This is a genomic window from Sphaerotilus sulfidivorans, from assembly GCF_013426975.1.
Taxonomy (GTDB): Bacteria; Pseudomonadota; Gammaproteobacteria; order Burkholderiales; family Burkholderiaceae_C; genus Sphaerotilus; species Sphaerotilus sulfidivorans.
In genome coordinates, this window is record NZ_JACCPY010000005.1 from 109,381 (window position 1) to 134,028 (window position 24,648).

Annotated in this window: 21 protein-coding genes and 1 pseudogene; 13 read left to right on the top strand and 9 right to left on the bottom strand. The window is 71.8% G+C overall.

Going from position 1 to position 24,648, the window contains the following annotated elements; translation table 11 throughout:
• Nucleotides 1-66 precede the first annotated feature (66 nt).
• Nucleotides 67-1,248, top strand: coding sequence for a class I SAM-dependent rRNA methyltransferase (locus HZU84_RS04890; RefSeq protein WP_149504962.1), 1,182 nt, complete (start codon nucleotides 67-69; stop codon nucleotides 1,246-1,248).
• A 31-nt stretch (nucleotides 1,249-1,279) separates the two neighbouring features.
• On the opposite strand, the gene HZU84_RS04895 is transcribed toward HZU84_RS04890, so the two are convergent.
• On the bottom strand, nucleotides 1,280-1,786 hold the full coding sequence (locus HZU84_RS04895; protein WP_149504961.1) for a TlpA disulfide reductase family protein: 507 nt from the start codon (nucleotides 1,784-1,786) through the stop codon (nucleotides 1,280-1,282).
• Nucleotides 1,787-1,987: 201 nt separating this feature from the next.
• Between HZU84_RS04895 and HZU84_RS04900 the strand changes: the two genes are divergently transcribed.
• The 3 genes from HZU84_RS04900 to HZU84_RS04910 all read left to right on the top strand — a co-directional run bounded on the left by HZU84_RS04900 (nucleotide 1,988) and on the right by HZU84_RS04910 (nucleotide 5,319).
• Nucleotides 1,988-2,536 (top strand): Lcl domain-containing protein, encoded by a 549-nt coding sequence (locus tag HZU84_RS04900; protein WP_180692797.1) that lies wholly within the window; start codon nucleotides 1,988-1,990, stop codon nucleotides 2,534-2,536.
• 109 nt (nucleotides 2,537-2,645) lie between these two features.
• Complete coding sequence (gene gatB / locus HZU84_RS04905; protein ID WP_149504959.1) at nucleotides 2,646-4,097, top strand: Asp-tRNA(Asn)/Glu-tRNA(Gln) amidotransferase subunit GatB; 1,452 nt, start codon at nucleotides 2,646-2,648, stop codon at nucleotides 4,095-4,097.
• Between the two features lie 82 nt (nucleotides 4,098-4,179).
• Nucleotides 4,180-5,319: a branched-chain amino acid ABC transporter substrate-binding protein gene (locus tag HZU84_RS04910; RefSeq protein ID WP_149504958.1), complete on the top strand. Its 1,140-nt coding sequence runs from the start codon at nucleotides 4,180-4,182 to the stop codon at nucleotides 5,317-5,319.
• Between the two features lie 11 nt (nucleotides 5,320-5,330).
• Here the strand turns inward: HZU84_RS04910 and HZU84_RS04915 are convergent, their stop codons facing one another.
• On the bottom strand, nucleotides 5,331-5,990 hold the full coding sequence (locus HZU84_RS04915; RefSeq protein WP_149504957.1) for a DUF4124 domain-containing protein: 660 nt from the start codon (nucleotides 5,988-5,990) through the stop codon (nucleotides 5,331-5,333).
• On the bottom strand, nucleotides 5,987-6,682 hold the full coding sequence (gene pyrE, locus HZU84_RS04920) for an orotate phosphoribosyltransferase (protein WP_149504956.1): 696 nt from the start codon (nucleotides 6,680-6,682) through the stop codon (nucleotides 5,987-5,989). Before pyrE ends, HZU84_RS04915 begins: the two co-directional genes overlap by 4 nt.
• 18 nt (nucleotides 6,683-6,700) lie before the next feature.
• Here pyrE and HZU84_RS04925 point away from each other — a divergent pair, with 18 nt between their 5' ends.
• A complete protein-coding gene (locus HZU84_RS04925; RefSeq protein ID WP_149504955.1) occupies nucleotides 6,701-7,507 on the top strand; it encodes an exodeoxyribonuclease III in 807 nt (268 codons plus the stop codon).
• A gap of 33 nt (nucleotides 7,508-7,540) precedes the next feature.
• Here HZU84_RS04925 and HZU84_RS04930 read toward each other — a convergent pair whose 3' ends face one another.
• Nucleotides 7,541-8,728 carry an ATP-binding protein gene (locus tag HZU84_RS04930; protein WP_149504954.1) on the bottom strand — a complete coding sequence of 396 codons (1,188 nt, stop codon included), beginning with the start codon at nucleotides 8,726-8,728 and terminating at the stop codon, nucleotides 7,541-7,543.
• Between the two features lie 233 nt (nucleotides 8,729-8,961).
• On the opposite strand from HZU84_RS04930, the gene HZU84_RS04935 reads away from it, so the two are divergent.
• The 3 genes from HZU84_RS04935 (at nucleotide 8,962) to HZU84_RS04945 (ending at nucleotide 11,166) form a co-directional block, all read left to right on the top strand.
• Complete coding sequence (locus tag HZU84_RS04935) at nucleotides 8,962-9,903, top strand: class I SAM-dependent methyltransferase (RefSeq protein WP_149504953.1); 942 nt, start codon at nucleotides 8,962-8,964, stop codon at nucleotides 9,901-9,903.
• Nucleotides 9,900-10,331: an SMU1112c/YaeR family gloxylase I-like metalloprotein gene (gloA2, locus tag HZU84_RS04940; RefSeq protein WP_149504952.1), complete on the top strand. Its 432-nt coding sequence runs from the start codon at nucleotides 9,900-9,902 to the stop codon at nucleotides 10,329-10,331. Before HZU84_RS04935 ends, gloA2 begins: the two co-directional genes overlap by 4 nt.
• Nucleotides 10,332-10,467: 136 nt before the next feature.
• Complete coding sequence (locus HZU84_RS04945) at nucleotides 10,468-11,166, top strand: hypothetical protein (RefSeq protein WP_244954362.1); 699 nt, start codon at nucleotides 10,468-10,470, stop codon at nucleotides 11,164-11,166.
• A gap of 2 nt (nucleotides 11,167-11,168) precedes the next feature.
• On the opposite strand, the gene HZU84_RS04950 is transcribed toward HZU84_RS04945, so the two are convergent.
• The 3 genes from HZU84_RS04950 to HZU84_RS04960 form a co-directional block, all read right to left on the bottom strand.
• The gene (locus HZU84_RS04950; protein WP_180692798.1) at nucleotides 11,169-13,097 is read right to left on the bottom strand and encodes an ATP-binding protein; all 1,929 of its coding nucleotides are present in this window, start codon (nucleotides 13,095-13,097) and stop codon (nucleotides 11,169-11,171) included.
• A gap of 4 nt (nucleotides 13,098-13,101) precedes the next feature.
• Nucleotides 13,102-14,184: an HD domain-containing phosphohydrolase gene (locus HZU84_RS04955; RefSeq protein WP_149504950.1), complete on the bottom strand. Its 1,083-nt coding sequence runs from the start codon at nucleotides 14,182-14,184 to the stop codon at nucleotides 13,102-13,104.
• Between the two features lie 85 nt (nucleotides 14,185-14,269).
• Nucleotides 14,270-15,259: a Bug family tripartite tricarboxylate transporter substrate binding protein gene (locus HZU84_RS04960; RefSeq protein ID WP_149504949.1), complete on the bottom strand. Its 990-nt coding sequence runs from the start codon at nucleotides 15,257-15,259 to the stop codon at nucleotides 14,270-14,272.
• Nucleotides 15,260-15,364: 105 nt separating this feature from the next.
• On the opposite strand from HZU84_RS04960, the gene HZU84_RS04965 reads away from it, so the two are divergent.
• The 3 genes from HZU84_RS04965 to HZU84_RS20910 all read left to right on the top strand — a co-directional run bounded on the left by HZU84_RS04965 (nucleotide 15,365) and on the right by HZU84_RS20910 (nucleotide 20,115).
• A complete protein-coding gene (locus tag HZU84_RS04965) occupies nucleotides 15,365-16,906 on the top strand; it encodes a DUF2868 domain-containing protein (RefSeq protein ID WP_180692799.1) in 1,542 nt (513 codons plus the stop codon).
• Nucleotides 16,903-18,435 carry a GTPase domain-containing protein gene (locus HZU84_RS04970; protein ID WP_244954361.1) on the top strand — a complete coding sequence of 511 codons (1,533 nt, stop codon included), beginning with the start codon at nucleotides 16,903-16,905 and terminating at the stop codon, nucleotides 18,433-18,435. Before HZU84_RS04965 ends, HZU84_RS04970 begins: the two co-directional genes overlap by 4 nt.
• Before the next feature lie 117 nt (nucleotides 18,436-18,552).
• Nucleotides 18,553-20,115, top strand: coding sequence for a methyl-accepting chemotaxis protein (locus tag HZU84_RS20910; RefSeq protein WP_149504947.1), 1,563 nt, complete (start codon nucleotides 18,553-18,555; stop codon nucleotides 20,113-20,115).
• Between the two features lie 21 nt (nucleotides 20,116-20,136).
• Here HZU84_RS20910 and HZU84_RS04980 read toward each other — a convergent pair whose 3' ends face one another.
• Nucleotides 20,137-21,237, bottom strand: coding sequence for a glycosyltransferase family protein (locus HZU84_RS04980; protein WP_149504946.1), 1,101 nt, complete (start codon nucleotides 21,235-21,237; stop codon nucleotides 20,137-20,139).
• A pseudogene (locus HZU84_RS04985) lies at nucleotides 21,234-21,818 on the bottom strand (sugar transferase); the annotation flags it as partial. The pseudogene HZU84_RS04985 and the gene HZU84_RS04980, both read right to left, overlap by 4 nt.
• Before the next feature lie 478 nt (nucleotides 21,819-22,296).
• On the opposite strand from HZU84_RS04985, the gene epsF reads away from it, so the two are divergent.
• A complete protein-coding gene (gene epsF / locus HZU84_RS04990; RefSeq protein ID WP_149504944.1) occupies nucleotides 22,297-23,718 on the top strand; it encodes a chain length determinant protein EpsF in 1,422 nt (473 codons plus the stop codon).
• Nucleotides 23,719-23,732: 14 nt separating this feature from the next.
• Entirely contained in the window at nucleotides 23,733-24,647 is a 915-nt protein-coding gene (locus tag HZU84_RS04995) for a cellulose synthase operon protein YhjQ/BcsQ (RefSeq protein ID WP_149505401.1), read from the top strand.
• Nucleotide 24,648 lies beyond the last annotated feature (1 nt).

Genomic DNA, 24,648 nt, shown 5'->3' on the forward strand with positions numbered 1-24,648 from the left:
TGTTCCTCGGCCATCGCCGCTTGCGCATTGGCCTGGAGCGGACGGCTCGCGCCACAATCTCGCCCCATGAAAGTCATCCGTCTGCGTGAAGGCAAGGAGCGCTCGCTCCTGCGCAAGCATCCCTGGGTGTTCCAGGGCAGTGTCGAGAAGGGCCGTGCCGATTCCGGCGAGACCGTGCGGGTCGAGAGCCACTCGGGCCAGTTCCTGGCCTGGGCCGCGTTCAGCCCGAATTCGATGATCCGGGTGCGGGCCTGGAGCTTCGACGAGGCCGAGCGCATCGACGCCGACTTCTTCCGCCGCCGCGTCGAGGCGGCGGTGGCGATGCGTGCGCGCCTGGGGCTGCGCAGCAACGGCGTGCGCCTGATCCACGGCGAGGCCGACGGCCTGCCCGGCCTGATCGTCGACCGCTACGAGGACATCCTGAGCGTGCAGTTCCTCAGCGCCGGCACCGAGCGCTGGAAGCAGCAGATCGCCGACGCGCTGCTGGCCGCCACCGGCTGCACCCGCCTGTTCGAGCGCAGCGACTCCGCCGTGCGCCAGATGGAAGGCCTGGAGCCGGTCAAGGGCTGGCTGCGCGGCGGTGGCGACACCACCGTGACGCTGCACGAGCACGACATCCGGCTCACCGTCGATGTCGAGGAAGGCCACAAGACCGGCTACTACCTCGACCAGCGCGAGAACCGGGCACTGTTCGCGCGGCTGGTGCGCCAGTTCGGCTGCCAGTCGGTGCTGAACTGCTACAGCTACACCGGCGGCTTCAGCGTCTCGGCGCTGGCCGGCGGTGCCACCGAGGTGGTCAGCGTCGACTCCTCCGGCCCGGCGCTGGCGCGCGCCTCGGCGCATGTCGAACTCAACGGCTTCGATCCCGCACACCACACCGCGCTGGATGCCGACGTCAACGGCACGCTGCGCCAGATGCTGAAGGACGGCCGCCAGTTCGACGCCATCGTGCTCGACCCGCCGAAGTTCGCCCCCAGCGCCGCGCACGCCGACCGTGCCAGCCGCGCCTACAAGGACATCAACCGCCTCGGCCTGAAGCTGCTCAAGCCCGGCGGCCTGCTGCTGACCTTCTCATGCTCGGGCGGCATCGGCGCCGAGCTGTTCCACAAGATCGTCGCCGGCGCCGGGCTGGACGCCGGCGTGGACGCCTACATCCTGCAGCGCCTGGAGGCCTCCAGCGACCACCCGACCACGGTCAACTTCCCCGAGGGCGAGTATCTGAAGGGGCTGGTGCTGCTGAAGCGCTGAAGCGCTGAGGTGTCGTCGCTGCGGAGCGCGCTCAGGCGCTCTCCGCCAGCAGCTTCTCCAGCAGCAGGTGCAGCTGCTGGAAGTCGGGCTCGCCGACATAGCGCTTGACGATCTCGCCCTTGCGGTTCAGCACGAAGGTGGTCGGGGTGAGCTGCACCTTGCCGTACTGGCGCGCGATCTCGCCGGTGTTGTCGATCGCGACCTTGAAGGGCAGCTGGCGCGATTCGGCGAAGCTGGCCACATAGGCCGGCGGGTCGTAGCTCATCGCCACCGCCAGCGTCTCGAAACCCTTGTCCTTGTACTTCTGGTGGGTCGCGACCAGCTCGGGCATTTCCTTGACGCAGGTGGTGCAGCTGGTGGCCCAGAAGTTGACCAGCACCACCTTGCCCTTCAGCGCTTCGGCCGAGGTCTGCTTCGTGCCGTCGAGCAGGGTGTAGCTGATGGCGGGCGCCTTCTCCTTGCTGCCGACCGCAAACGAGGCGGTCACGGCGATGGCGGCAACGACGGCGGCGGCGAGGGCGATGCGGGCGGCTTTCATGGTGCGACGAAGTTTACGGCAGCCCCCGCGGCAGCGGCCGGTCTGTGCCGGGGAAGCCCGGCTGTTCGTGCGGCCGCCGTGCCGCGTGGGCCCGGACAATGAACCGATCCGTTCCCGTGGGTGCCGTCCCGTCCTGCCATGTCCTGCGCCGTTCCTGCTGCTTCCCGCCCGCCCGTTTTCTCCTTGTCGTCCACCGGGCTGATGCTGTCGCTGTCCCTGCTGCTGTCGCTGCCATCGGTCGCGGCGGCGCCCGAGCCCCAGGGCCTGGTGGCGGTCTCGAAGGACGGCCAGACGGTGGTCGATGTCGAGAGCGGCCTGGCCTGGTCGCGCTGTGTCGAGGGCATGCGCTGGAGCGGCGGGCGCTGCGTCGGCCAGGCGCTGCGGGTGATGCAGTCGCAGGGGCCGGATCTGGCCGCAGCACGGCGCCAGGCCGACGGCCGGCCGTGGCGGGTGCCGCGTGCGATCGAGATGCGCCGGGTGCTGCAGCGCGCCGCAGGTTCGCCCGGCGGCATCGACAAGCTGTTTCCCGACACGCCCGAGGGCTGGCTGTGGAGCGCCTCGGCCACCATCGAGGCCGGTCCGGTCAACATTCACAGCTATGACAGCGTGATGCGCGGGCGCACCTCGGAGAACGAGGAGCGGCTCGACGGCCTGCACGGCTGGGTGATCGACGGCCACACCGGCCGGGCGCGCTCCGACATGAGCCGCGACACGCCGCTGCCGGTGCGGCTGGTGCGGCCGCGCGACTGAGGGCGGCGCAGGGCGGCCGGGGCGGCTGCGGCTTGCGGTTTTCCCGAGGGGCGCGGCGATGCCGTAGCATTTCCGCTTTGCGTCCGCGCTGCAGCAAACCGCCCGCCCCATGACCGCCTCCCTTCTCGTGCGTGGCTACGAAGTCGTCATCGGCTTCGAGACCCATGCCCAGCTCTCGACCCAGTCGAAGATCTTCTCCGGTGCCTCGACCCGTTTCGGCGCCGAGCCCAACACCCAGGCCTGCGCGGTCGATCTGGCGCTGCCCGGCGTGCTGCCGGTGATGAACCGCGGCGCGGTCGAGCGCGCGATCCAGTTCGGCCTGGCCGTCGACGCGACCATCGCGCCGATGTCGATCTTCGCCCGCAAGAACTACTTCTACCCGGATCTGCCCAAGGGCTACCAGATCAGCCAGTACGAGATCCCGGTGGTGCAGGGCGGTCACATCGACTTCCTGGTCGACGGCGTGAAGCACCGGGTCAACCTGACCCGCGCCCACCTCGAGGAGGACGCCGGCAAGTCGGTGCACGAGAACCTGCACGGCATGACCGGCATCGACCTGAACCGCGCCGGCACCCCGCTGCTGGAGATCGTCACCGAGCCGGAGCTGCGCTCGTCGAAGCAGGCGGTCGAGTACGCCCGCGCGCTGCACACGCTGGTGGTGTGGCTGGGCCTGTGCGACGGCAACATGCAGGAAGGCTCGTTCCGCTGCGACGCCAACGTCTCGGTGCGCCGCCCCGGCCAGCCCTTCGGCACCCGGCGCGAGATCAAGAACCTCAACAGCTTCCGCTTCCTGCAGCAGGCGATCGACTTCGAGGTCAACTGGCAGATCGACCAGATCGAGGACGGCTTCGACATCGTCCAGGCCACCGTGCTGTTCGATCCGGACACCGGCGAGACGCGCATGATGCGCACCAAGGAAGACGCGCACGACTACCGCTACTTTCCCGATCCGGACCTGCCGCCGCTGGTGATCGCGCCCGAGTGGGTCGAGCGGGTGCGCGGCGAGATGCCCGAGCTGCCCGCCGCGCTGGCCGAGCGCCTGCAGGCCGAGCACGGCCTGCCGGCCTACGACGCGGCCATGATGACCGCCAGCCGAGCCACCGCCGACTATTTCCTGGCCGCGGTCGCCGCCTGCGGCGCGCCCAAGCCGGTGGCCAACTGGGTGATGGGCGAGATCAGCAAGCGCCTGAACGCCGACGGCGGCGACATCGCCGACGCGCCGGTGGGCCCGGCGCTGCTGGGCGCGCTGATCCGCCGCATCCAGGACGGCACCATCTCGAACAACGCCGCCCGCCAGGTCTTCGAGGCGCTCTGGAGCGGCGAGGCCACCGAGGTCGACGCCGTCATCGAGGCCAAGGGCCTGAAGCAGATGAACGACACCAGCGCACTCGAGGCCATCCTCGACGAGGTGCTGGCCGCCAACGCCAAGTCGGTCGAGGACTACCGCGCCGGCAAGGAAAAGGCCTTCGGCGCGCTGGTCGGCCAGGCGATGAAGGCGACCAAGGGCAAGGCGAACCCGGCCCAGGTCAACGAGCTGCTGAAGAAGAAGCTGGCCGGCTGATCCGGCCGCGCCAGCGACATCCCCGGCCTGCGCCGCGACCCGGCGCAGGTCGTTTTTTCATTCATCCCACCAGGATCGAAAAATGACGAGTTCCCGCAGGATTCTGCTGAACGCGCTGGCGCTGGCCGGCCTCGGGCTGGCCGCCGCCGGCCCGCTGCACGCCCAGGAGCGTGTGCGCATCGGCTTCATGAGCCCGCTGACCGGCCCGCAGGCCGCCAGCGGCATCGACAACCGCGACGGCGCGCAGCTGGCGATCAAGGCGCTCAACGCGCGCGCGATCAAGGTCGGCGGCAAGCCGGTCCAGTTCGAGCTGGACGTCCAGGACGACGGCGCCGATCCGCGCCAGGGCGTGCAGGTCGCGCAGGCGCTGGTCGACAAGGGCCTGAAGTTCGTGCTCGGCCCCTACAACTCGGGCGTGACGCTGCCGGCCTCGCGCGTCTTCGCCGATGCCGGCGTGCTGGTGCTGACGGTGGCCTCGAACCCGAAGGTCACGCAGCCGGCCCAGGCCAACCTCTTTCGCATCGGCGCGACCGACAACCAGCTCGGTGCCAAGATGGCGACCTACGCGGCGCAGGACCTGAAGGTGGCCACGGTCGCGGTGATCGACGATCGCACCGCCTACGGCCAGGGTGTGGCGCAGGAGTTCATCGCGCAGGCGCAGAAGCTCGGCCTCAAGGTGGTCGCCAAGGAATTCACCAGCGACAAGGCGACCGACTTCAGCGCCATCCTGACCGGCATCCGCGGCCTCAAGCCCGATGCGGTCTTCTACGGCGGCTACTCGGCGCAGGCCGGCCCGATGCTGCGCCAGATGCGCTCGCTGGGGCTGAAGGCGCCGCTGCTGGGCGGTGACGGCATCTGCTCGTCGGAAACCGCGACGCTGGCGCAGATGAGCGCCGACCTGAATGTCTACTGCACCCAGGGCGGCGCGCTGATGGACCGCAGCGACAGGAGCCGCGCCTTCGTCGAGCGCTACCGCGCCGAGTACAAGCGCGATCCGCTGACCTATGCTGCCGCCTTCCACGACGGCGCCAACCTGCTGGCCGCGGCGATCGAGGCCACGCAGTCGCTGGATCCGAAGAAGCTCGCCGAGCACATCGCCAAGGGCAGCCATGCCGGCGTGGCCGGCGACTATGCCTACGACAGCCGCCACGACCTGCGCTCGTCGGCGGTGACCGTCTTCACCTTCAAGGGCAAGGATGTCGTGGCGCTGAAGAGCCTCTGAGGCGCTGCTGATCAGCGCGCGGCGGTGGGCGCGGTCAGGCTGCCTGGCGCCGCGCCGTTCCAGAGCTGGCGCAGCCGCGCCAGCTCCTGGTCGAAGCTGGCGTTGATGCGCCGGTTCTCGGCCTGGTGGCTCTGCATCGCGTCCTTCTGCGCCTGGGTCGCCACCTGGTTCTGCTCGATCTTGTGCTTGAGCGCACGCGGCAGCTCGCGGCCCTTGTAGAACTCGGCCTCCTCGCGCAGCTGGTGGCGCTCGCGCTCGAGCTCCTCCATGCGCTTGCCGGTGCTCTGCATGGCCGAGCGCACCGGCTCCAGCGCGGCCTCGCGGGCCTCGTTGTGGCGTTCGATGTCCGGATAGCGGCTCAGCAGGTTGCGGTCATGGCGGATCGCGTCGCGGCGGGTGCGCTCCTCGAGCTGCTCGCGCCGGCGTTTCTCCTCGGCGGCGGCGCGCTCCTCGGCGGTCATCGACGGCGGCAGGATGCGCCGCACCGAGCCGTCGGCGCCGCGCACCTGCTGCTCGCGGTCCATGCACTCGGCGATCGGGCGATCGGCGGTCAGGCGCTGGCCGCGGGCGTTGACGCAGGAATAGATGTCGGCCTGCGCCGGCAGCGCGACCGCGCCCAGCGCGGCGGCCAGCACCAGCCCGACGGGAACGCGAGCCGCCGCGCGGCTCACATCTGCACCCCGTAGCGGTCGCGGTAGGCCTGCACCGCCGGCAGGTTGCCGGCCAGGCGGGCATCCTGCTGCGCACGCAGGTAGGCCAGCAGGTCGGCCAGCGTGGCGATCGCCACCACCGACAGGCCCAGGTCGCGCTCGACGAACTGCACCGCCGAATGCTCGGCGTCGACGCCGTTCTCGCTGGCCTTCTCCTGGCGGTCCAGCGCGATGGTCACGCCGCAGGGCGTGGCGCCGGCGGCGCGGATCATCGCGATCGACTCGCGCACCGAGGTGCCGGCCGAGATCACGTCGTCGATGATCAGCACCCGGCCCTTGACCGGCGCGCCCACCAGCGTGCCGCCCTCGCCGTGGTCCTTGGCTTCCTTGCGGTTGTAGGCGTAGGGCACGTTGCGTCCCAGGCGCGCCAGCTCGATGGCCACCGCCGCCGCCAGCGTGATGCCCTTGTAGGCCGGGCCGAACAGCATGTCGAACTCCAGCCCCGAGTCGATCAGCCGGCGTGCATAGAATTCGGCCAGGCGGCCCAGCCGGGCGCCATCATCGAACAGGCCGGCGTTGAAGAAATAGGGCGACATCCGCCCCGCCTTGGTCTTGAACTCGCCGAAGCGCAGCACGCCGGCGTCGACTGCAAAAGCCACGAAATCCTGGGCGAGGGCATCGGTGCGGGGGGTGCTTGCGTCTGGGGTCGTCATCTCGGAAGGTCTTTGCACGTGCGTCTGGTCAGCCTCAATCTCAACGGCATCCGCTCAGCGGCCACCAAGGGCCTTCATGCGTGGGTCGAGTCGGTACGCGCCGATTGTATGGGGGTGCAGGAACTCAAGGCACAGGCTCCGGACCTGAGCCCGGCGCTGTCCGTCATCGACGGGATGCAGGGTTTCTTCCATCACGCGCAGAAAAAAGGCTACTCGGGCGTGGGCGTCTACAGCCGTGTCACGCCGAGCGAGGTCATCGTCGGGCTCGGCGACGAGGAGTTCGACGCCGAGGGCCGCTACCTGGAGGCGCGTTACGACTCGCCACATCGGCGGCTGTCCATCATCAGCTGTTACTTCCCGAGCGGCTCGTCCTCGGAGGAGCGCCAGCAGGCCAAGTACCGCTTCCTGGCCCGCATCGCGCCGCACCTGCGCGCGCTGCGCCAGAGCGGGCGCGAGTTCGTGCTGATGGGCGACGTCAACATCGCCCACCGCGAGGCCGACCTGAAGAACTGGAAGGGCAACCTGAAGAACTCCGGCTTCCTGCCCGAGGAGCGCGCCTGGATGACGACGCTGCTGACGCCGCTCGACCAGGGCGGCGGCGGCCTGGTCGACGTCTACCGCCATCTGCACCCCGACAGCACCGACGCCAGCTACACCTGGTGGAGCAACCGCGGCCAGGCCCGCGCGAAGAACGTCGGCTGGCGCATCGACTACCACCTGGCCACGCCCGGCCTGGCCGAGACCGCGCGCGCCGCCTCGATCTACAAGGACAGCTGGTTCAGCGACCACGCGCCGCTGACCATCGACTACGGATACGCGCTGTGAACCCCGGGCGCGATCGCGCCCGGCCATGCCGCTTCAGCGCCAGGCGTCGCCCGGCATCGTTCGCTTCATGAACTCGTCGAACATCGGGACCGTGAAGGCGGTGTCGCCGTGATTCGGGCTCCAGACCATGCCCTTGGTGATGAGCGCGCTTCGCACCGGCGCCAGCGACGTGACGATGGCGCCGTAGCAGGCCGCGATGTCGCCTGACCGGTGCGGGCCCGGGCCGATCTCGGCCATGGCGCGCAGGTATTTCTTCTCCTTCGGCGTCAGCCGATCGAAGCGGACCCGGAAGAAGCTCTCGTCCAGCGCGGCCACGGCCGTGGTCGACGCGGTGGCGACATCGTCCGCCGTGATGGGGGACACGCTGGCCGCACGCCAGGTATGGCTGCCCCACTGCTGCAGGAAATAGGCATAGCCCTGTGTCACCGCGAGGATCTGCTCCAGGGCCTCGGGCGCGATGCGGACGCCCTCGTCCGCAAGCGGCTTCTCGATGGCGCGCCGGGCGGCCTGCGGGGCCAGGGGGCCGATCGTCGGAAAGTCGAACAGGCGCTCGGCATAGGACTTGGCATTGCCCAGGCGGCCGCGCAGCTGAGGCAGCCCGGCGCCGACCAGGACCACGGGCAGCTGCCTCTGCTCGGTCCGGTGCATGGCCGTGATCAGGGCCGCCAGCTGGGCTTCCTCGACATACTGCAGTTCGTCGATGAAGACGGCCAGCGCCGTGCCGGCGGCCTTGGCCGCCAGTCCGACCTGCTCGAACAGGGCCTGCAGGTCATGTTCCAGATCGCCGTTGTCGGCCAGGCCGGGCTCCGGGGCGTAGTCCATGCCGACCTCGATGTCGCCGAAGGTGACCTTGAGCTTGCTGGCGAAGCCGGCCAGCGCCCGCAGGCCACGCACGGCGAGGTCTCGGGCGGCGGCCACCTGGCTCAGCCGCAGCAGGGCCTGGCGCAGCTGCGGGGCCAGCAGGGCGGGCAGGGAGCGCCCCTCCGGCGCCTCGATCCGGACCGTGTGGATGCCCGCGGCTTCCGCGTCGCCCCGGATCCGGTCCAGCAGCACGGTCTTGCCGACGCCACGCAGCCCGACCAGCATCGCGCTCTTTGCCGGCCGGCCGATCCGGGCTCGCTCAAGGGCCACCTGGATCGAGGTCCGCAGATCGTCGCGGCCCGCCAGTTCGGGTGGCGGTGTGCCCGCTCCGGGCGCGAAGGGGTTGCGTATGGCGTCCATGCCGATGAGTTTATTGCAATCTTTGAAAAGTTATCAAGATTGAATAAGATCTTGGGAGGGGCGCAAGCCAAGGTGGCGGCGCGGTGGTGATAGATTGCCGGCCCGGGTGCCTCTCGAGCGCAGCCCGACTCGCCTGATCTGGCCGCCTCTGCGGTGGCCGTGTCGCTTCCGAGAACACCGTGAGCCGTGCCGCATGGCGGCCGCAGCTCCTGCATGAAGAGCACCCCTGCACTGTGAAGGCCCTCCTTGACGCGATCGCCGCGATGCCCCGCCCGACCGGGGCGGTGCGGATCTTCCACGGCCGCGGCGGCCTGCATCCGGGCTGCGAGCCCTGGACGCTGGATGCCTGGCCGCCGGTCTGGGTGCTGACCTGCTTCCGCGCGCCCGCCGCCGATCCGGCCGAGGACGAGGCCGAGCTGGCCACGATCGGCGCCGCGCTGGCCGCGCGCTGGGCCGAGATCGCGCCGGGCGAGCCGCTGGACTGGGTCTTCCAGCGCCGCCACGAGGGCCGCAGCGAGACGCGCCTGATGGCCGGCGCGGTGCCCGAGCCGCATGTCGTCGAGGAAGACGGCCTGAAGTTCCTCGTCCATGTGCTGCGCGGCCAGAACCACGGCCTGTTCCTGGACATGGCCGAGGGCCGGCGCTGGGTGCGCGAGCAGGCGCGCCGGCAGCCCGGCCTGAGGGTGCTCAATCTCTTCGCCTACACCTGCGGCTTCTCGGTGGCGGCGCTGGCCGGTGGGGCAGGCCGGGTGGTCAATCTCGACATGAGCCGTGGCGCGATCTCGATCGGCCAGCAGAACCACCGCCTCAACGCGCTGGATGCGGGCGCCACCTTCCTGCCGCATGACCTCTTCACCACCTGGGGCAAGATCGGCCGCGGCGGCCCCTACGACCTGATCGTGGTCGATCCGCCCAGCTACCAGAAGGGCAGCTTCGTCGCCACCAAGGACTACGCGCGGCTGCTGCGCCGCCTGCCCGATCTGCTGATGCCCGGCGGCCAGGTGCTGCTGTGCCTGAACGCGCCCGAGCTGGGCAGCGCCTTCCTGCACGACGCGATGCGCGAGCACGCGCCCGAGCTGGCCTTCGTGCGCCGCCTGGACAACCCGCCGGTCTTCGCCGATGTCGATCCGGAGCGCGCGCTGAAGGTTCTTGTCTACGTCCTGCCCCGCCCATGAGCCTGCTGAGCATTCACCACGTCGCCATCATCTGCGCCGACTACGCCCGGTCGCGCCGCTTCTATGTCGAGCTGCTGGGCCTGCGGGTGCTGGCCGAGAACTTCCGCGAGGCACGCCAGTCCTGGAAGCTCGACCTGGCGCTGCCCGACGGCGGGCAGATCGAGCTGTTCTCGTTTCCCGCGCCGCCGCCGCGTCCCTCGCGGCCCGAGGCGCAGGGGCTGCGCCATCTGGCCTTCCGGGTCGAGGATGTGGCGGGCTGGAAGGCGCGGCTGGAGGCCGCCGGCATCGCGGTCGAGCCGATCCGCGTCGACGAGTACACCGGCCGGCGCTTCACCTTCTTCGCCGATCCGGACGGCTTGCCGCTCGAGCTGTACGAAAGTGGCGGGAAAGCAGCATGTACGCCGGAGAACCAGGGGAATGGCGCCTGAATGAGCGATCGATGTGCCCATTCGGTCACGACATCGGCCGTGTGGCCGATGCCGTGCCGGCCGGGCGGGCCTAGTCTGGAAACCAGAGGGCCGGCACAGGGCCGGTCCGGCAGACGACCCCACCCAGGAGTTCGCCATGAGCACCTCTCGTTCCACGCCGTTCCCGGTTTCCGTCCGTCCTCGGTCTGGCCGCCGCTTTGCCGCCGTGCTGGCGCTGGCGGCCACCGGTCTGCTGCCCCAGGCACAGGCCGGCGAGGTCTACGCCAATGTCGGCCTGCCCGGCATCGGCCTGGGCTATGCCCATCCGATCGACAGCCGCTTCACGGTGCGCGCCGACTTCATGACGCTGGGCAGCCGCTCGAAGTCGACCACCGAGGAGGGCATTCGCTACGACGGCCGCTACAAGCTGCAGCGTCTGGCGGTACTGGGCGACTGGTTTCCCTTCGGCGGCAGCTTCCGGCTGACCGGCGGCCTGAGCTCGAACCAGTACAAGGTCACGCTGGATGCCACCGGCGAGAACGGTTCGCTCACCATCGGCGATCGCACCTACACCACCACCGCCGCCGACGGCCTGAAGGTCGAGGTCAAGTTCCCCAGCGTCACGCCCTATCTGGGCATCGGCTGGGGCCACCAGAGCGCCTCGGGCTGGCGCTTCGGCGCCGACATCGGCGCGCTGGTCGGCCGCGCCAAGGTCAATGCGACGGTGCGCGGTGCGCTGGCCAGCGAGCCGGACATCCAGGCCAACCTCGACAAGGAACTGGCCGAGCTGCGCGACGGCGTCGGCAAGGTGCGCGCGATTCCGCAGCTGTCGGTGGCGATCGGCTACAGCTTCTGAGCTCAGGTGGTCGCCAGATCGGCCGAGCACTGCGCCAGCCGGGTGACCCGCAGCTTCAGCGGCAGCATCAGCCGCTCGGCCTCGTCGAGCCGGCCTTCGCGGGCCAGATGGCTGATGCGGCGTGACAGCCGCTCCAGCGCCTCGGCCGAGCAGTTGCCGGCCGCACCGGCGATCTGGTGGGCCAGCAGGTCGATGCGGGCGGTATCGCGCGCGAGGAAGGCCCGGTCCAGCTCGTCCAGGCGCGGCAGGGTGTCCTCCACCAGCATCGCGACCAGCTCGCCCATCAGCGCCTGATCGCCACCCAGGCGCTCCAGCAGTTCATTCGAATCGAGGTCGCGCCAGGCGCGGTTGTCGCCCTCGGCCGGCTCGAGCGTGGGGATGACCGCTGCGGTCGCGGACTCCGGCACGGCCGACGGGGCGCAGTCCGGCAGCCGCAGGCGCACATGGAAGAGGCTGCCCCGGCCGGGCTCGCTGTCGACCGCGATGCTGCCGCCCATCAGCCGGGCCAGCCGCGCGCAGATCGCCAGGCCCAGGCCGGTGCCGCCATGGCGGCGGGTGGCCGGATCGGCCGCCTGCGAAAAGGCCTCGAAGATGCGCTGCTGCTGGGCCGGCGCAATGCCCACGCCGCTGTCCTCGACCGACAGGTGCAGCTCGTGCACGCCTTCGGCCTGGGGCTGGCTGGACAGGCCGACCGCGATGCCGCCCTGCTCGGTGAACTTGATCGCATTGCCGAGCAGGTTGTCGACGATCTGCGCCAGCCGGGCCGCGTCGCCCAGCAGCCAGGACGGCACGCTGGCATCGATCGAGAGAGACAGCGCCAGCCCGCGCGCGCGGGCTGCCGGCCGGCGCATCTCCACCTCCTGCTCGAGAAGCTGCCGCGGCGAGAGCGGCGCGCTGTCGAAGCGCAGGTCGGCCGACTCGATGCGGCTGTAGTCGAGCACATCATTGATCACCAGCTCGAGCGCCCGGGCCGACTCGCGCAGCAGCTGCAGGTGTTCGCGCTGCTCTGCGTCCAGAGGGGACGATGCCTGGGCTTGCGCATCCATCAGCAGGTCGCTCATGCCCAGGATGCCGTTGAGCGGGGTGCGGATCTCATGGCTCATGACCGTCAGGAAGCGGGTCTTGGCCTCGGAGGCCGCCTCGGCACGACGGGCCTCGGCGGTGCGCTCCTCGACCAGCTGGTTCATCAGCGCCATGGTCTGCTCGACGGTGCAGTCGCGGCTGCGGATCTGGTCGAGCATCGACTGGAAGGCGGCCACGGTGCGGCCGATCTCGTCGCTGCCGGGCTCGGGCAGCCGGGCCTGCTCGATGCGGCCTTCGGCGATCGCGGTGGCTGCCGCGGAGAGTTCGTCCAGCGGCTGGCTGATGCGCTGCGCCAGCGGCCGGGCCAGCCGGCGCAGCAGCAGCCCGGACAGCAGCGCGGCCAGCACCATCGCGCCGCTCTGGGCCAGCAGGCTGCCGAGCAGGTCGTGCTGGTCGATCTGCACCGTCACGCTGCCGACCCGCTCGCGCAGGTGGTCGACCACCGGCACGCTGCGCACCAGCCGGCCGCTGAGCAGCTGGCCCTCGCGGCTCCACAGCCCCGGCGTCGGTGCGCTGCCCCAGGAGGCCAGCGGCGTGGTCTGCCCTGCGGCATAGACCCAGATGCCGCTGATGCGTGGCTGGGATTCCGCGATCGAAAGATGCCGGGAAATGCTCGCCGGGTCACCCGCAGCCAGCGGCTCGGCGATCAGCGCGGCCAGAGCGCGGGTCACGTCGGCGGCTTCCGTCTCGGCATGATGGAGCGCGAAGCGCCAGCCCACCAGCAGCGTGACCAGCACCGACAGCAGCAGCGTCAGCGCGGTGCACAGGCCGATGAGCCGGCGCAGCTGCTGGCGCAGCGGCCGGCGCTGCGCGCCCAGGCCGACCTGCCGGATCCATCGCTCGATCATGGCTTCAGACGGCGGTCGGCGCCGGGGTCGTGGCCTGGCCGGGTTCTTCCGGCAAGGTGTCCTGATGGCGATCATGGATCGCGGTGACTTCGTCCCAGGCCGACAGCAGCGCCTCGACGCAGTCCGGGTCGAAATGGCTGCCGGCGTTGTCGACCAGGAAGCTGCGCGCCTGCTCGAGCGGCCAGGCCTTCTTGTAGGGCCGCTTGGAGGTCAGCGCGTCGAAGACATCGGCCACCGCGACGATGCGCCCGACCAGCGGAATCGCCTCGCCGCGCAGGCCCTGCGGATAGCCGCTGCCGTCGAACTTCTCGTGATGGCTGTGCGCGATGACCGCGGCCATGCGCAGCAGCGGCGAGGGGCTGTCGCGCAGGATCTGGTAGCCGATGGCGGCGTGCTCGCGCATGATGGCCATTTCCCGCTCGTCGAGCCGGCCGGGTTTGAGCAGGATGTGGTCGGGCGTGCCGACCTTGCCGATGTCGTGCATCGGCGCGGCGCGGTGCAGCATGTCGAGCATGGCCTCGGGCAGGCCGAGCTGATGCCCGATCAGCCGCGAGTACAGCGCCATGCGCACCAGATGCAGGCCGGTCTCGGGGTCGCGGTATTCGGCCGCGCGCGACAGCCGCAGGATGGTGTCGTACTCGCGCTCGGCGATGACGCGGGTGGCGCGCTCGACCTCCTCGGCCAGCGTCGCGGCCCGCTCGGCCAGCGCCTTCTGGCTGCGCCGCAGCGCAAGCATGTTCTTGGCCCGCGCCAGGAACTCGGGCCGGTCGACCGGCTTGGTCAGGAAGTCGCTGGCCCCGCGCGCCAGCGCGTCGTAGCGCACCTGGGCCTCGTGGCTGGCGGTGATCATCAGGATCGGCACGTCGGCCTTGCCCGGATGCAGGCGCAGCTGCTCGATGAAGGACAGGCCGTCGACCACCGGCATCATGTAGTCGAGCAGCAGCAGGTCGAAGTCGTGGGTCAGGCACCACTGCAGCGCCGGCACCGGGTCGGTGAAATCGACGCTGGGCACCTCCGAGAGCTGGCGTGCCAGCGCCTTCAGCAGCGCGACGTTGACCCGGTTGTCATCGACGATGACGATCTGCATGCTTCCTCCGGCGGACGACGCCGGCGGGACGACACGATCCGCCGGACCGGAGAAAGATCGGTCGCCGCGGGCGCCGACTTGAGCGTCACTGCGGCTGGAAGCCGCTGGCGCGGATGATGCGCGCCCAGGTCGCGCGGTAGGCCTGCTCGCGCGCGGCCAGCTTCGCGCCGTCGCTGAAGCCCACGCTCAGGCCCATCGCGGTCAGCCGCGCATGCACCTCGCGCTGCGAGATCACCCGCGCCAGCGCCGCGGCGAAGCGCTCGCGCACGTCCGCGGGCGTGCCCGCCGGCGCGAACACGCCGTAGTAGGGCATGTCCTCGAAGCCCGCCAGGCCGAGCTCGGCGAAGGTCGGCACCTCCGGCATCGCCGCCTGGCGCCGCCCGCCCAGCACCGCGACCACCTTCAGCCGGCCGGCGCGGTGGTTCTCGATGAAGTCGGGAATCGAGCCGACACCGGCGGCGATCTGGCGGCCGAGCAGGTCGGTGATCATCGGCGCGCTGCCGCGGTAGGGCGCGGCCACCAGATCCAGGCCGTGCTTGTCGCCGATCACCTTGACCAGGAATTCCGGCACCGAGGCCGGCGCCGGCACGCCGATCGCGCCCTTGCCCTGGCCGGCGCCGCGCACCCAGTCGACATACTCGCGCAGGCTTCTGGCCGGCGTGGCGTCCGACAGCGCCAGCGCGTTGACGAAGTCGGCAAAGCCGGCCACCGGCACGAAGTCCCTGGCCGGATCGAAGCCGGGCTGGCGCGCGACCAGCGGCAGGATCGAGATGGTGTGGTCGTGGCTGATGAAGAAGGTGGTGCCGTCGGGCGCGGCGGCCTTGAGCGCCTGCGCGGCGAGCTGGCCGCCGGCGCCGGGCTTGTTCTCGACGATGACCGGCTGGCCGAGCACCTCGCGCAGCCGCTCGGCCAGCAGCCGGGCGATGGCATCGGTGCCGCCGCCGGCGGGGAAGCCGACCAGCAGCCGGATCGTGCGGCTGTCGGCGCGGGCCGCCGGCAAGGCGGTGGCGGCCAGTGCGGCGGCCCCGGTGGCCAGGACGGCGCGGCGGGAAAGGCGGACTTGCGGGTCGGTCATGGGGTCGGGATCCTTGGCAGAGGGTGAAAGGACAGGCTGGTCGTCATGGTAGTCCCGTGCCCCGGTCGAGGGTCTGACGCCGCGCACACGCTAAAGTCACCCGCCATGGACGAGACGAACGCCCGCCAGGTGCTGCTGCTGCGCGCCTTCGAGACCGCCCGCCCCGCGCATCCGCTGTGGGGCGAGGATGACCGCCGCTGGGCCTCGCGCGTCGCGCTCGAGGAGGCGCCCGCCGACGACACGCCCGAGCGCTTCCTGGCGCGCCGTGCCGCGGCGGCGCTGCGCCGCCTCGGGCCGCGCGAATCGCATGTGCGCGACTGGCTGGCGCATCCGCTGTGGCATGGGCGCTGGATGCCGGCCGCGCTCGGTCTGGGTCTGATGCTCGGGCTGGTGGCCGACGCGCTCGGGCCCGCGCACCGCATCAGCCTGCTGGCGCCGCCGGTCTGGGCGCTGGTGCTGTGGAATCTCGGGGTGATCGTGCTGGTGCTGCTGCGCGGGCTGCTGGCGCTGCGGCCCTCGGCCTCGCCGCAGCCGGGCGGCCTGCGCGGCTGGCTGGCCCGGCGCACGCTCGACCTGCGCAGCCTGCGGCGCACCCGCCGCGATGAACGCCGCCCGCCGCCGGACGCCCCCGATGCGCCCAGCCTGGCCAGCCTGCTCGACACGCTGGCCGTCCAGTGGCTGAGCCTGAGCGCCCCGCTGGCCGGCGCACGCGCCGCGCTGCTGCTGCATCTGGGTGCGATCGGGGTGGCGCTGGGCGTGATCGCCTCGCTCTATCTGCGCGGGCTGGTGCTCGACTACCGCGTCGGCTGGTCCAGCACTTTCCTGGACACCGGCACGGTGCACCAGGCGCTGTCGCTGCTGCTCGAGCCGGCGGCGCGGCTGTCCGGCCTGAGCCTGCCGGATGCCGCGACGCTGGCGGCGCTGCGCCTCACCGAAGGTGCACCGGTGCTGCCCGCGCCCGGCGGCATCGACACCGCCGCGCCGTGGATCCATCTGTGGTCGATCACGCTGGTCCTGGCGGTGGTGCTGCCGCGCGCGCTGCTGGCGCTGCTGGCGGCGCTGCAGGCCGGCTGGCTGGCGCGGCGCTTTCCGCTGCCGCTGACCGAGCCCTATTTCCGCGAACTGCTCGGCCAGCAGCGCCGCGAGGCCGCGCGGCCGGTGCTGCTGCCCTACGCGCAGCCGGCCGAGCCGGCCCGGGTCGCGGCGCTGACCGACCTGCTGCGCCGGCAGCTGGGCGAGACGCTGGCGCTGCAGGTCGCGCCGGTGCGCGCCTACGGCAGCGAGGACGAGACGGCGCTGCAGGCTTCGGTGGCGGGATCGCCCTCGCTGCTGCTGCCGCTGTTCGATCTGTCGGCCACGCCCGAGGCGGAGATCCACGGCCGCTGGCTGCGGGCGCTGATGAATGCCTCGGCGCCAGGCGGGCGGCCGGGGCCGCGCATCGTCATGCTGGTCGAGGACAGCAGCTTCGCGGCCCGCTTCGCCGCCAGCGCGCCCGAGCGGCTGGCGCAGCGGCTGCAGGCCTGGCAGGCGCTGGCCGACAGCCTGGGGCTGGGCTGCGTGCGCCTGCATGAGGGCCGACCGGCGGCGGACGACACGGCGGCCCAGGCGGTGCTGGCCGGTCTGCAGCCTGCGGGAGCTGGCGCATGAAGGTCAGTCTGGATCTGGACATGGGCGCCGCACCCGGCACGCCGCCCGGCGCGCGCGCCGACACGCTGGCGCTGACCCTGGTCTCGCACACCAACATCGGCAAGACCACGCTGGCGCGCACGCTGCTCGGCCGCGATGTCGGCGTGGTGCGCGACGCCACCCATGTGACCGAGTTCGCCGATGCGCATCCGATGATCGAGACGCCCGACGGCGCGCGGCTGATGCTGTGGGACACGCCCGGCTTCGGCGACAGCGTGCGGCTGGTGCGGCGCATGCGCCAGTCCGGCACGCCGCTGGGCTGGGTGCTCAGCCAGGTCTGGGACCGCTGGCGCGACCGCGCCTTCTGGGCCAGCCAGCAGGCGCTGCGCAATGTGCGCGACGAGGCCGATGTCGCGCTCTATCTGGTCAGCGCCGCCGAGTCGCCCGAGGCGGCCGGCTATGTCGATCCGGAAATGGAGCTGCTGGCCTGGACCGGCCTGCCGGTGATCGTGCTGCTCAACCAGCTCGGCGGCCCGGACGCGCCCGAGCGCCTGCAGGCCGAGCTCGACCGCTGGCGCACCCGGCTGCAGGGCGTCGCCGCGGTGCGGGCGGTGCTGCCGCTGGACGCCTTCTCGCGCTGCTGGGTGCAGGAGCTGGTGCTGCTGCGCGAGATCGAGCAGGTGCTGCCTGAGGCGCGCCGGCCGCTGATGGCGCGGCTGCGCGCGGCCGGCCGCCAGGAGCGGCTCGAGCGGCTGGGTCGCGCCGCGCAGCTGCTGGCCGCCAGTCTGGCGCGGGTGGCGGCGATGGTGCAGCCGGTCGAGGACAGTGGCGCGCTGCGCGGGCTGGTACGCCAGGTCGGCAGCGCGCTGGGCCTGGCTCGCGACGAGGAAACGCCGCTGGCGCGCGCCGGGCGCGAGCTGCTGGCGCGGCTCGACGGCGAGATCCGCTCCAGCACCTCGGACCTGCTGCATTTGCATGCGCTCGAAGGGCAGGCCGGCGCCGACGAGATTCTCGAGCAGGTGGGCGCCGCCTTCGATCACCAGGCGCGGGTGGCGCCCGCGCCGGCGGCGATCGTCGGCGGGCTGGTCTCGGGCGCGCTGGCCGGGCTGGGCGCCGATCTGGCCAGCGGCGGGCTGACGCTGGGCGGCGGCCTGATCGCCGGCAGCGTGCTGGGCGCGCTCGGCGCGGCTGGCCTGGCGCACGGACTGAACCTGGTGCGCGGACGCGACGGCAGCCGGCTGCTGCTGCAGGACAGCGCGCTGGAGGCGCTGCTGACGCATGCGCTGCTGCGCTATCTGGCGATCGCGCATTTCGGGCGCGGGCGCGGCGAGTGGAGCGGCAGCGCCTCGCCGGCGCACTGGCGCGAACGCATCGAGGCGGCGCTGCAGGCGCGGCGCGCCCTGCTGGACGAGGCCTGGAGCGAGCGCGCCGACCTGCCGGCCACCGAGGCCCGGCTGCGCGAGCTGATCGAGGCCCTGCTGCGCGAGGTGCTGGCCGCGCTGCATCCTGCCGCCGCCGCCGAACTGGCGGTGCCGATCCGGCCTTCTTGACGCTTCGGTCCGGGCCGGCCGCGGGCACGATGCGCCGTCGTGTCGCGCGTCACGGTCGGCCGCTGCCTGTCGCGCTCCTTCCAACCCGTTCGTGGCGGCCGCTGTCCTGGAGCCAAGATGAATCCCAGCCGACTCGGCCTGTCGCGACGCCTCGCGCTGGCTTTTGCGGTGCTGACCGCCCTGATGCTGGCCATCGCCGCCACCGCGGTGGTGCAGATGCGTGCGATGGACGGCCGTCGCGCTGACATCACCGACAACTGGCTGCCCAGTGTCGAGAGCGTCAACCAGATGCGGGCGCTGCTGGCCGAGCTGCGCATCGTCGACACCCTGCATGTGCTCAATACCGACGAGGTGGCGATGCAGGCGCTCGAGAAGCGCATGGCCGATCTCCAGCAGCGTTTCGAGCGCACCCATGTCAGCTACGAGGCGCTGATCAGCAGCGACGAGGAGCGGCGCCTGCACGACGGCTTCCAGTCCGATCTGGCGCAAAACATGGGCGGACGCCAGCGCATGCTCGAGCTGTCGCGTCGCAATGCCAATGACGAGGCCCGCCAGCTGCTCGAAGGCGAGGGCCAGAAGAGCTTTTCGGCCAGCATGGCCTCGCTCGAGAAGCTGATCGCGCTCAACAGCCAGGGCGCGGCGACCGCGGCACGGGCCAGCGACGAGGCCAAGCAGCAGGGCCTGCTGATCGTCGGCGTCGGGGCGCTGCTGGCGCTGATCGCCTCGGTGGCGATGGCCTGGCGCCTGACCCTTTCGATCACCGCGCCGCTGCGCGAGGCGGTCGAGATCGCCGATCGGGTCGCCTCGGGCGATCTGACGGTGCCGATCCGCACCGGATCGGATGACGAGACCGGCCAGCTGCTGGCCTCGCTGTCGCGCATGCAGGCCCGCCTGGTCGAGATCGTCGGCTCGGTGCGCGGCAATGCCGAGCTGGTCTCCTCGGCCAGCCAGGAGATCGCCCAGGGCAACCAGGACCTGAGCCGCCGCACCGAGGACCAGGCCAGCGCGCTGGAGCAGACCGCCGCGACCATGGAGCAGCTCGGCTCGACGGTGCGCCACAACGCCGAGAATGCCCGCGAGGCCAGCGTGCTGGCCAGCCAGGCCAACCAGGCCGCGCAGCGCGGCGGCGAGGTCACCACCCAGGTGGTCGACACGATGCGCGCGATCAACGAGAGTTCGCGCAAGATCGCCGACATCATCGGCGTGATCGACGGCATCGCCTTCCAGACCAACATCCTGGCGCTGAACGCGGCGGTGGAAGCCGCACGCGCCGGCGAGCAGGGCCGGGGCTTCGCGGTGGTGGCCACCGAGGTGCGCAACCTGGCGCAGCGCTCGGCCTCGGCCGCCCGCGAGATCAAGACGCTGATCACCGACAGCGTCGCCCGTGTCGACCAGGGCTCGCAGCTGGTCGACCAGGCCGGCGCGACGATGACCCAGATCGTCGACCACATCCGCCATGTCGGCGAGATGATCGAGCGGGTCAGCCTGGCCAGCCAGGAGCAGAGCACCGGTGTCGGCCAGGTCGGTCAGGCGGTGACGCAGATGGACCAGACCACGCAGCAGAACGCCGCGCTGGTCGAGCAGTCGGCCGCGGCCGCCGACAGCCTGCGCCAGCAGGCGCAGCAGATGGTGCAGGCGATGGCGGTGTTCCGCCTGGCCCGCGACGGTCTGCACGCCTGACCGGCGACCCGGCCGGCGGGCTCAGCCCGGCGACACAGGCACGCCGGGCACCGCCGGGGCTGCATGGCCGGCCTCGTGGCGCAGCACCGGCAGCGGCGACAGCCCGTGCGCCAGTAGCAGCGAGGCGCGGAAGCGGTGATGGCCGTGCTGATGGCGCGCGCGCAGCCGCGCCGCGCGGCCCATCGCCAGACGCAGCGCATCCGACTCGAGCAGCCGGGCCAGCGACTGCAGCAGATCGGCGCGGCGCGCATGCAGCTCGCCCGACAGCGCATCGATGATCTGCAGCCGGTAGGACGGTGCCGGCGCAGCCACGCAGGCCAGCCCGACCGCCATCGCCTCGGCCAGCCGGTCCGCACCGCGACCGGCCCCATCCGGCGCCAGATAGATCCAGGCCTGGGCCAGCGCCCGGGCACGTGCCGGCGCCTCCGCCAGTGCAATCTCCTGAAGCTTCACCTGCGCGGCCAGCAGCAGCGCACGCACCGAGCCGGGAACCGGGCCGATCCAGGCGAAGGCCGGCTGGCGTGCAGCCTGAATGCCCGACAGCATGACCGCCAGTTCGGCGAAGGCCTGCGCGATCTCCTCGTCGGCCTGCGGGTCGCCGGTGGCCGCGGTCACGATGCGCGGCGCGGTGTCCGCCATGAGCGGCTGGCTGAAGAAGACCGCATCGACCGCGCCGGGCAGCGGCGCCGCGGCCAGCGGATCGACCCGGTCCGGACCGACGAGAAAGACGCTGCGCTCCGGCATGCCCTGCAGCAGCCTCTGGGCCAGCACCCGGCTGCACTGGTGCAGGAACAGCGGCATGTGTGCCCGGGGTCGGCCCTGCAGCACATGGCGAGCGCTCAGCAGCGCCGGCAGGCCGTGCAGATGCAGCGCCTGCGGCGGCGCCGGCGCATCGAGCGCGCGCCTCAGCGCGGTGGCCACCGCCCGCATCGCAGGCACCGGCAGCAGCTGCACCGATTCCGGACTCAGCAGCCGTGCCGCCTGCAGCGCGCCGGCGCCGGCCGCCAGCGGCAGCACCTGCTGCATCAGCTGGCCGTCGGCCAGCGCCATCAGCGTGGGCCACAGCGTGCCGCCGTGGCCGCCCGGCCGCAGCCGGGTCACCAGATGCAGGATCGCGCTCATCGGGCGCCGCTGCCCCGGATGACCACCCGCAGCGTGCGCAGCAGGATGCTCAGCCGCAGCCTCAGGCTGTGCTGCTCGACGAACTCGCGGTCGAGCTCGACGCGCTCGTCGTAGGTGGTGTCGTTGCGGCCGCTGACCTGCCACAGGCCGGTCATGCCCGGGCGCACGCTCAGGTAGTGCCAGCGCACCTGGCCGTAGCGCGGCAGCTCGGCCAGCGTGATCGGGCGCGGGCCCACCAGGCTCATCTCGCCGCGCAGCACGTTGAAGAGCTGCGGCAGCTCGTCGAGGCTGGTGCGGCGCAGGAAATGGCCGATCGGGGTGATGCGCGGATCGTCGGTCAGCTTGTGGTCGCGTTCCCATTCGGCGCGCGCGGCCGGGTCGCGCTCGAGCAGCTCGCGCAGCATCGCCTCCGAGTCGAGGTACATGCTGCGGAACTTCAGGCAGCGAAAGGGGCGGCCGTGCTGGCCGATGCGGTAGTGGCCGAACAGCACCGGCGCGCCGTCGCGGCGCCACACCAGCAGCGCGATCACCGCCATCAGCGGCGCGAACAGCAGCAGCAGCAGCAGTGCGGCGAACTGGTCGAGCCGGAGCTGCAGCCGGGCCAGCCGGCTGCCCGATCGGGCCTGGCTGCGGCGCCTGAAGCGGCGGGCGCCGCCGACGAATTCCTGCAGCGTCCGGTCCGATCGCGGGTCTGCCGATTGTTTCGATTTCATACAAAAATCTCTCGGAGACGGTGGGATTGGAGGGCTTGACGTTGTTTTCGTGCATTATTGACCCGAAATCTTGAGCGGCAGATGAATGGCCCTTGGGGGTCCTCCAGTCATGTGGCGATCCCCTCCGGAAGTCGGGGCCGGAAATGTGAAAGTCAAAAGATCGATGCGTTCGCGCCATGAAGTGCAAAAGATGGGCGCAGATGTGCTGAATTGACCCGTGCTGACCCGTGCCTGCAGGATGGCATCGACGCGCCTGATCGGGTCCATTCGCTGATGCAGATCATCTGAAGCCAATGGTCTGAATGAGCTCATGAGTTTCAATTCGTAATACAGACACTGCTCCTCCATGTCGCTTGCCCGTTTCCTGATGGCCCTGCGTGCGCGCTGGCGCCTCGCGCTGTCGGTCCTGCTGGCCGTGCTCGGACTGACCCTCGCGGTCAGCCTGCTGCTGCCCACCCGCTACACCGCGACGGCCATGGTGCTGGTCGATGCCCGGGCGGCCGATCCGGTGGCGCCGGGTGGCGCCCAGCCGCCACAGGCCAGCACCTACATGGCGATGCAGGTCGACCTGATCCAGAGCGAGCGGGTGGCGCGGGCGGTCATCGCCGCCACCGGCCTGGGCCGCGCGGACGGTCCGGCGCGGGCGAAGTGGCAGGAAGAGACCGGCGGCGCCGGCGACTTCGAGGCCTGGCTGGCCGCCGCGATGCGCAAGCGCCTGGAGGTGCGGCCGGCCAAGGAGTCCGGCGTGATCTCGATCGCCTACACCGCCGACAGCCGCGAGGAGGCCGCGCGCATCGCCAATGCCTTCGTGCAGGCCTTCGTCGACACCAGCCTGGCGCTGCGGCTCGATCCGGCGCGCGGCAGCAGCGAGTTCTTCGACGAGCGCGCGCGCCAGCTGCGGGCGGCGCTGGAAGAGGCGCAGCAGCGCCTGTCGGCCTTTCAGCGCGAGCACGGCCTGCTGGCGGTCGGCAGCGACGAGCGGGTCGACATCGAGACCGCACGCCTGTCCGAGCTCTCCAGCCAGCTGGTGGCGCTGCAGGCGCAGGCCGGCGAGTCCGGCAGCCGCCGGGCGCAGGCCGCGGCCAGCCCGGACCGCGCGCCGGAGGTGCTGGCGCATCCGGTGGTCGCCGGCCTGTCGGCCGATCTGGCGCGCCAGGAGGCCCGGCTCGACGAGATGGGCGCCCGGCTGGGCGAGCAGCATCCGCAGATGCTCGAGCAGCGCGCCACCGTCGAGCGGCTGCGCCGGCAGCTGGCCACCGAGTCGCGCCGCATCGCCTCCAGCCTGGGGCTGAGCGACAACGTCAACCAGCAGCGCCTGGCGCAGGCGCGGGCCGCGCTGGACGAGCAGCGTGCCCGGGTGCTGGAGCTGACCACCCGCCGCGACGAGGCCCGGGTGCTGCTGCGCGACGTGCAGAACGCCCAGCAGGCCTATGACGCGGTGGCCGGCCGCGCCACCCAGAGCGGCACCGAACGCCAGGCGCGCCTGAGCAATGTCTCGGTGCTGAAGCAGGCCACCGCACCGGCGCAGGCCTCCTCGCCGCTGCTGGGCGTGAACCTGGGCATCGCGGCGGTGCTGGGCAGCGTGCTGGCGCTGGGCGCGACGCTGCTGGCCGAGCTGCGCGACCGCCGGCTGCGCTGCGCCGACGATGTGCCCGAACTGCTCGGCCTGCCCCTGCTGGTCGAGATCCCGTCGCCGCGCCAGGGCGCCCGCACGCCGGTGGCGGCCTTTCCGGCCTTGCGCGGGCCGGGCCGGGCCGGCCGGACATGAGCACAGGTCAGCCGATGAGCCCGCGCGACGGACATGAGCAGCTGCTGCAGGTGGCGGTGCCGCCGGGCGAGCGGCCGCTGGGCGAGCTGCTGCGCGATGTCTGCGCGCTCGGCGATGCCGACATCGCCCGCATCGTCGCGCTGCAGGCCGAGCGCGAGCTGCGCTTCGGCGAGGCGGCGCTGCAGCTCGGTCTGGTGCAGCCCGCCCAGCTGCAGCAGGCGCTGGCGCGCCAGTTCGGCTATGCCTGCATCGATCCGGCCACGCATCCGCATCTGGCCGAGCTGAGCGTCGCCGCCGATCCGCAGGGCCTGGCCGCCGAGCTGTGGCGCGATCTGCGCGCGCAGCTGATGCTGCGGGTGCCGGCGCCGATGCCGGGGCCGGCACGTGCGCATCCGCCTGGCCGGGTGCTGGCGATCGTCAGCCCGCGCCGGGGCGATGGCCGCAGCCATGCCGCGGCCAATCTGGCGGCCGCCTTCAGCCAGCTGGGCGAGCGCACGGTGCTGGTCGATGCCGACCTGCGCGCGCCGCGGCTGCACCGGCTGTTCGACCTGGCCGACCGGCCGGACCGGCCCGGACTGAGCGTGCTGCTGGCCGACCCGACGCGGGTACCCGAACCGCAGCGCATCGATGCGCTGCCCTGCCTGGCGCTGCTGCCGGTCGGCGCGCCCCCGCCCAATCCGCTCGAGCTGCTCGAGCGCGGCCGCTTCGCCGCGCTGCTGCAGGATCTGGCGACCCGCTTCGATCGCGTCATCGTCGACACCCCGGCCTCGGCCGACGGCGCCGACGCCCGGGTGATCGCCGCGGCCTGCGGCGAGGCGCTGGTGCTGGCGCGGCGCCATCACGCCCGCGCCGCCGAGCTCGGCGTGCTGGTCGAGTCGCTGCGGCGCGAGTCGGTCGATCTGGCCGGCGTGGTGATGCGCGGGGACTGAG

Bases quoted from the DNA above. Each gene is read 5' to 3' on its own strand.
- HZU84_RS04960 (WP_149504949.1), bottom strand. From the start codon at position 15,259: ATGACCGACCCGCAAGTCCGCCTTTCCCGCCGCGCCGTCCTGGCCACC.
- pyrE (WP_149504956.1), bottom strand. From the start codon at position 6,682: ATGACGACCCCAGACGCAAGCACCCCCCGCACCGATGCCCTCGCCCAG.
- HZU84_RS04970 (WP_244954361.1), top strand. From the start codon at position 16,903: ATGAAGGTCAGTCTGGATCTGGACATGGGCGCCGCACCCGGCACGCCG.
- HZU84_RS04890 (WP_149504962.1), top strand. From the start codon at position 67: ATGAAAGTCATCCGTCTGCGTGAAGGCAAGGAGCGCTCGCTCCTGCGC.
- HZU84_RS04910 (WP_149504958.1), top strand. From the start codon at position 4,180: ATGACGAGTTCCCGCAGGATTCTGCTGAACGCGCTGGCGCTGGCCGGC.
- gloA2 (WP_149504952.1), top strand. From the start codon at position 9,900: ATGAGCCTGCTGAGCATTCACCACGTCGCCATCATCTGCGCCGACTAC.
- HZU84_RS04955 (WP_149504950.1), bottom strand. From the start codon at position 14,184: ATGCAGATCGTCATCGTCGATGACAACCGGGTCAACGTCGCGCTGCTG.
- gatB (WP_149504959.1), top strand. From the start codon at position 2,646: ATGACCGCCTCCCTTCTCGTGCGTGGCTACGAAGTCGTCATCGGCTTC.
- HZU84_RS04895 (WP_149504961.1), bottom strand. From the start codon at position 1,786: ATGAAAGCCGCCCGCATCGCCCTCGCCGCCGCCGTCGTTGCCGCCATC.
- HZU84_RS04995 (WP_149505401.1), top strand. From the start codon at position 23,733: ATGAGCCCGCGCGACGGACATGAGCAGCTGCTGCAGGTGGCGGTGCCG.
- HZU84_RS04930 (WP_149504954.1), bottom strand. From the start codon at position 8,728: ATGGACGCCATACGCAACCCCTTCGCGCCCGGAGCGGGCACACCGCCA.
- HZU84_RS04945 (WP_244954362.1), top strand. From the start codon at position 10,468: ATGAGCACCTCTCGTTCCACGCCGTTCCCGGTTTCCGTCCGTCCTCGG.
- HZU84_RS04950 (WP_180692798.1), bottom strand. From the start codon at position 13,097: ATGATCGAGCGATGGATCCGGCAGGTCGGCCTGGGCGCGCAGCGCCGG.
- HZU84_RS04900 (WP_180692797.1), top strand. From the start codon at position 1,988: ATGCTGTCGCTGTCCCTGCTGCTGTCGCTGCCATCGGTCGCGGCGGCG.
- HZU84_RS04965 (WP_180692799.1), top strand. From the start codon at position 15,365: ATGGACGAGACGAACGCCCGCCAGGTGCTGCTGCTGCGCGCCTTCGAG.
- HZU84_RS04980 (WP_149504946.1), bottom strand. From the start codon at position 21,237: ATGAGCGCGATCCTGCATCTGGTGACCCGGCTGCGGCCGGGCGGCCAC.
- HZU84_RS20910 (WP_149504947.1), top strand. From the start codon at position 18,553: ATGAATCCCAGCCGACTCGGCCTGTCGCGACGCCTCGCGCTGGCTTTT.
- epsF (WP_149504944.1), top strand. From the start codon at position 22,297: ATGTCGCTTGCCCGTTTCCTGATGGCCCTGCGTGCGCGCTGGCGCCTC.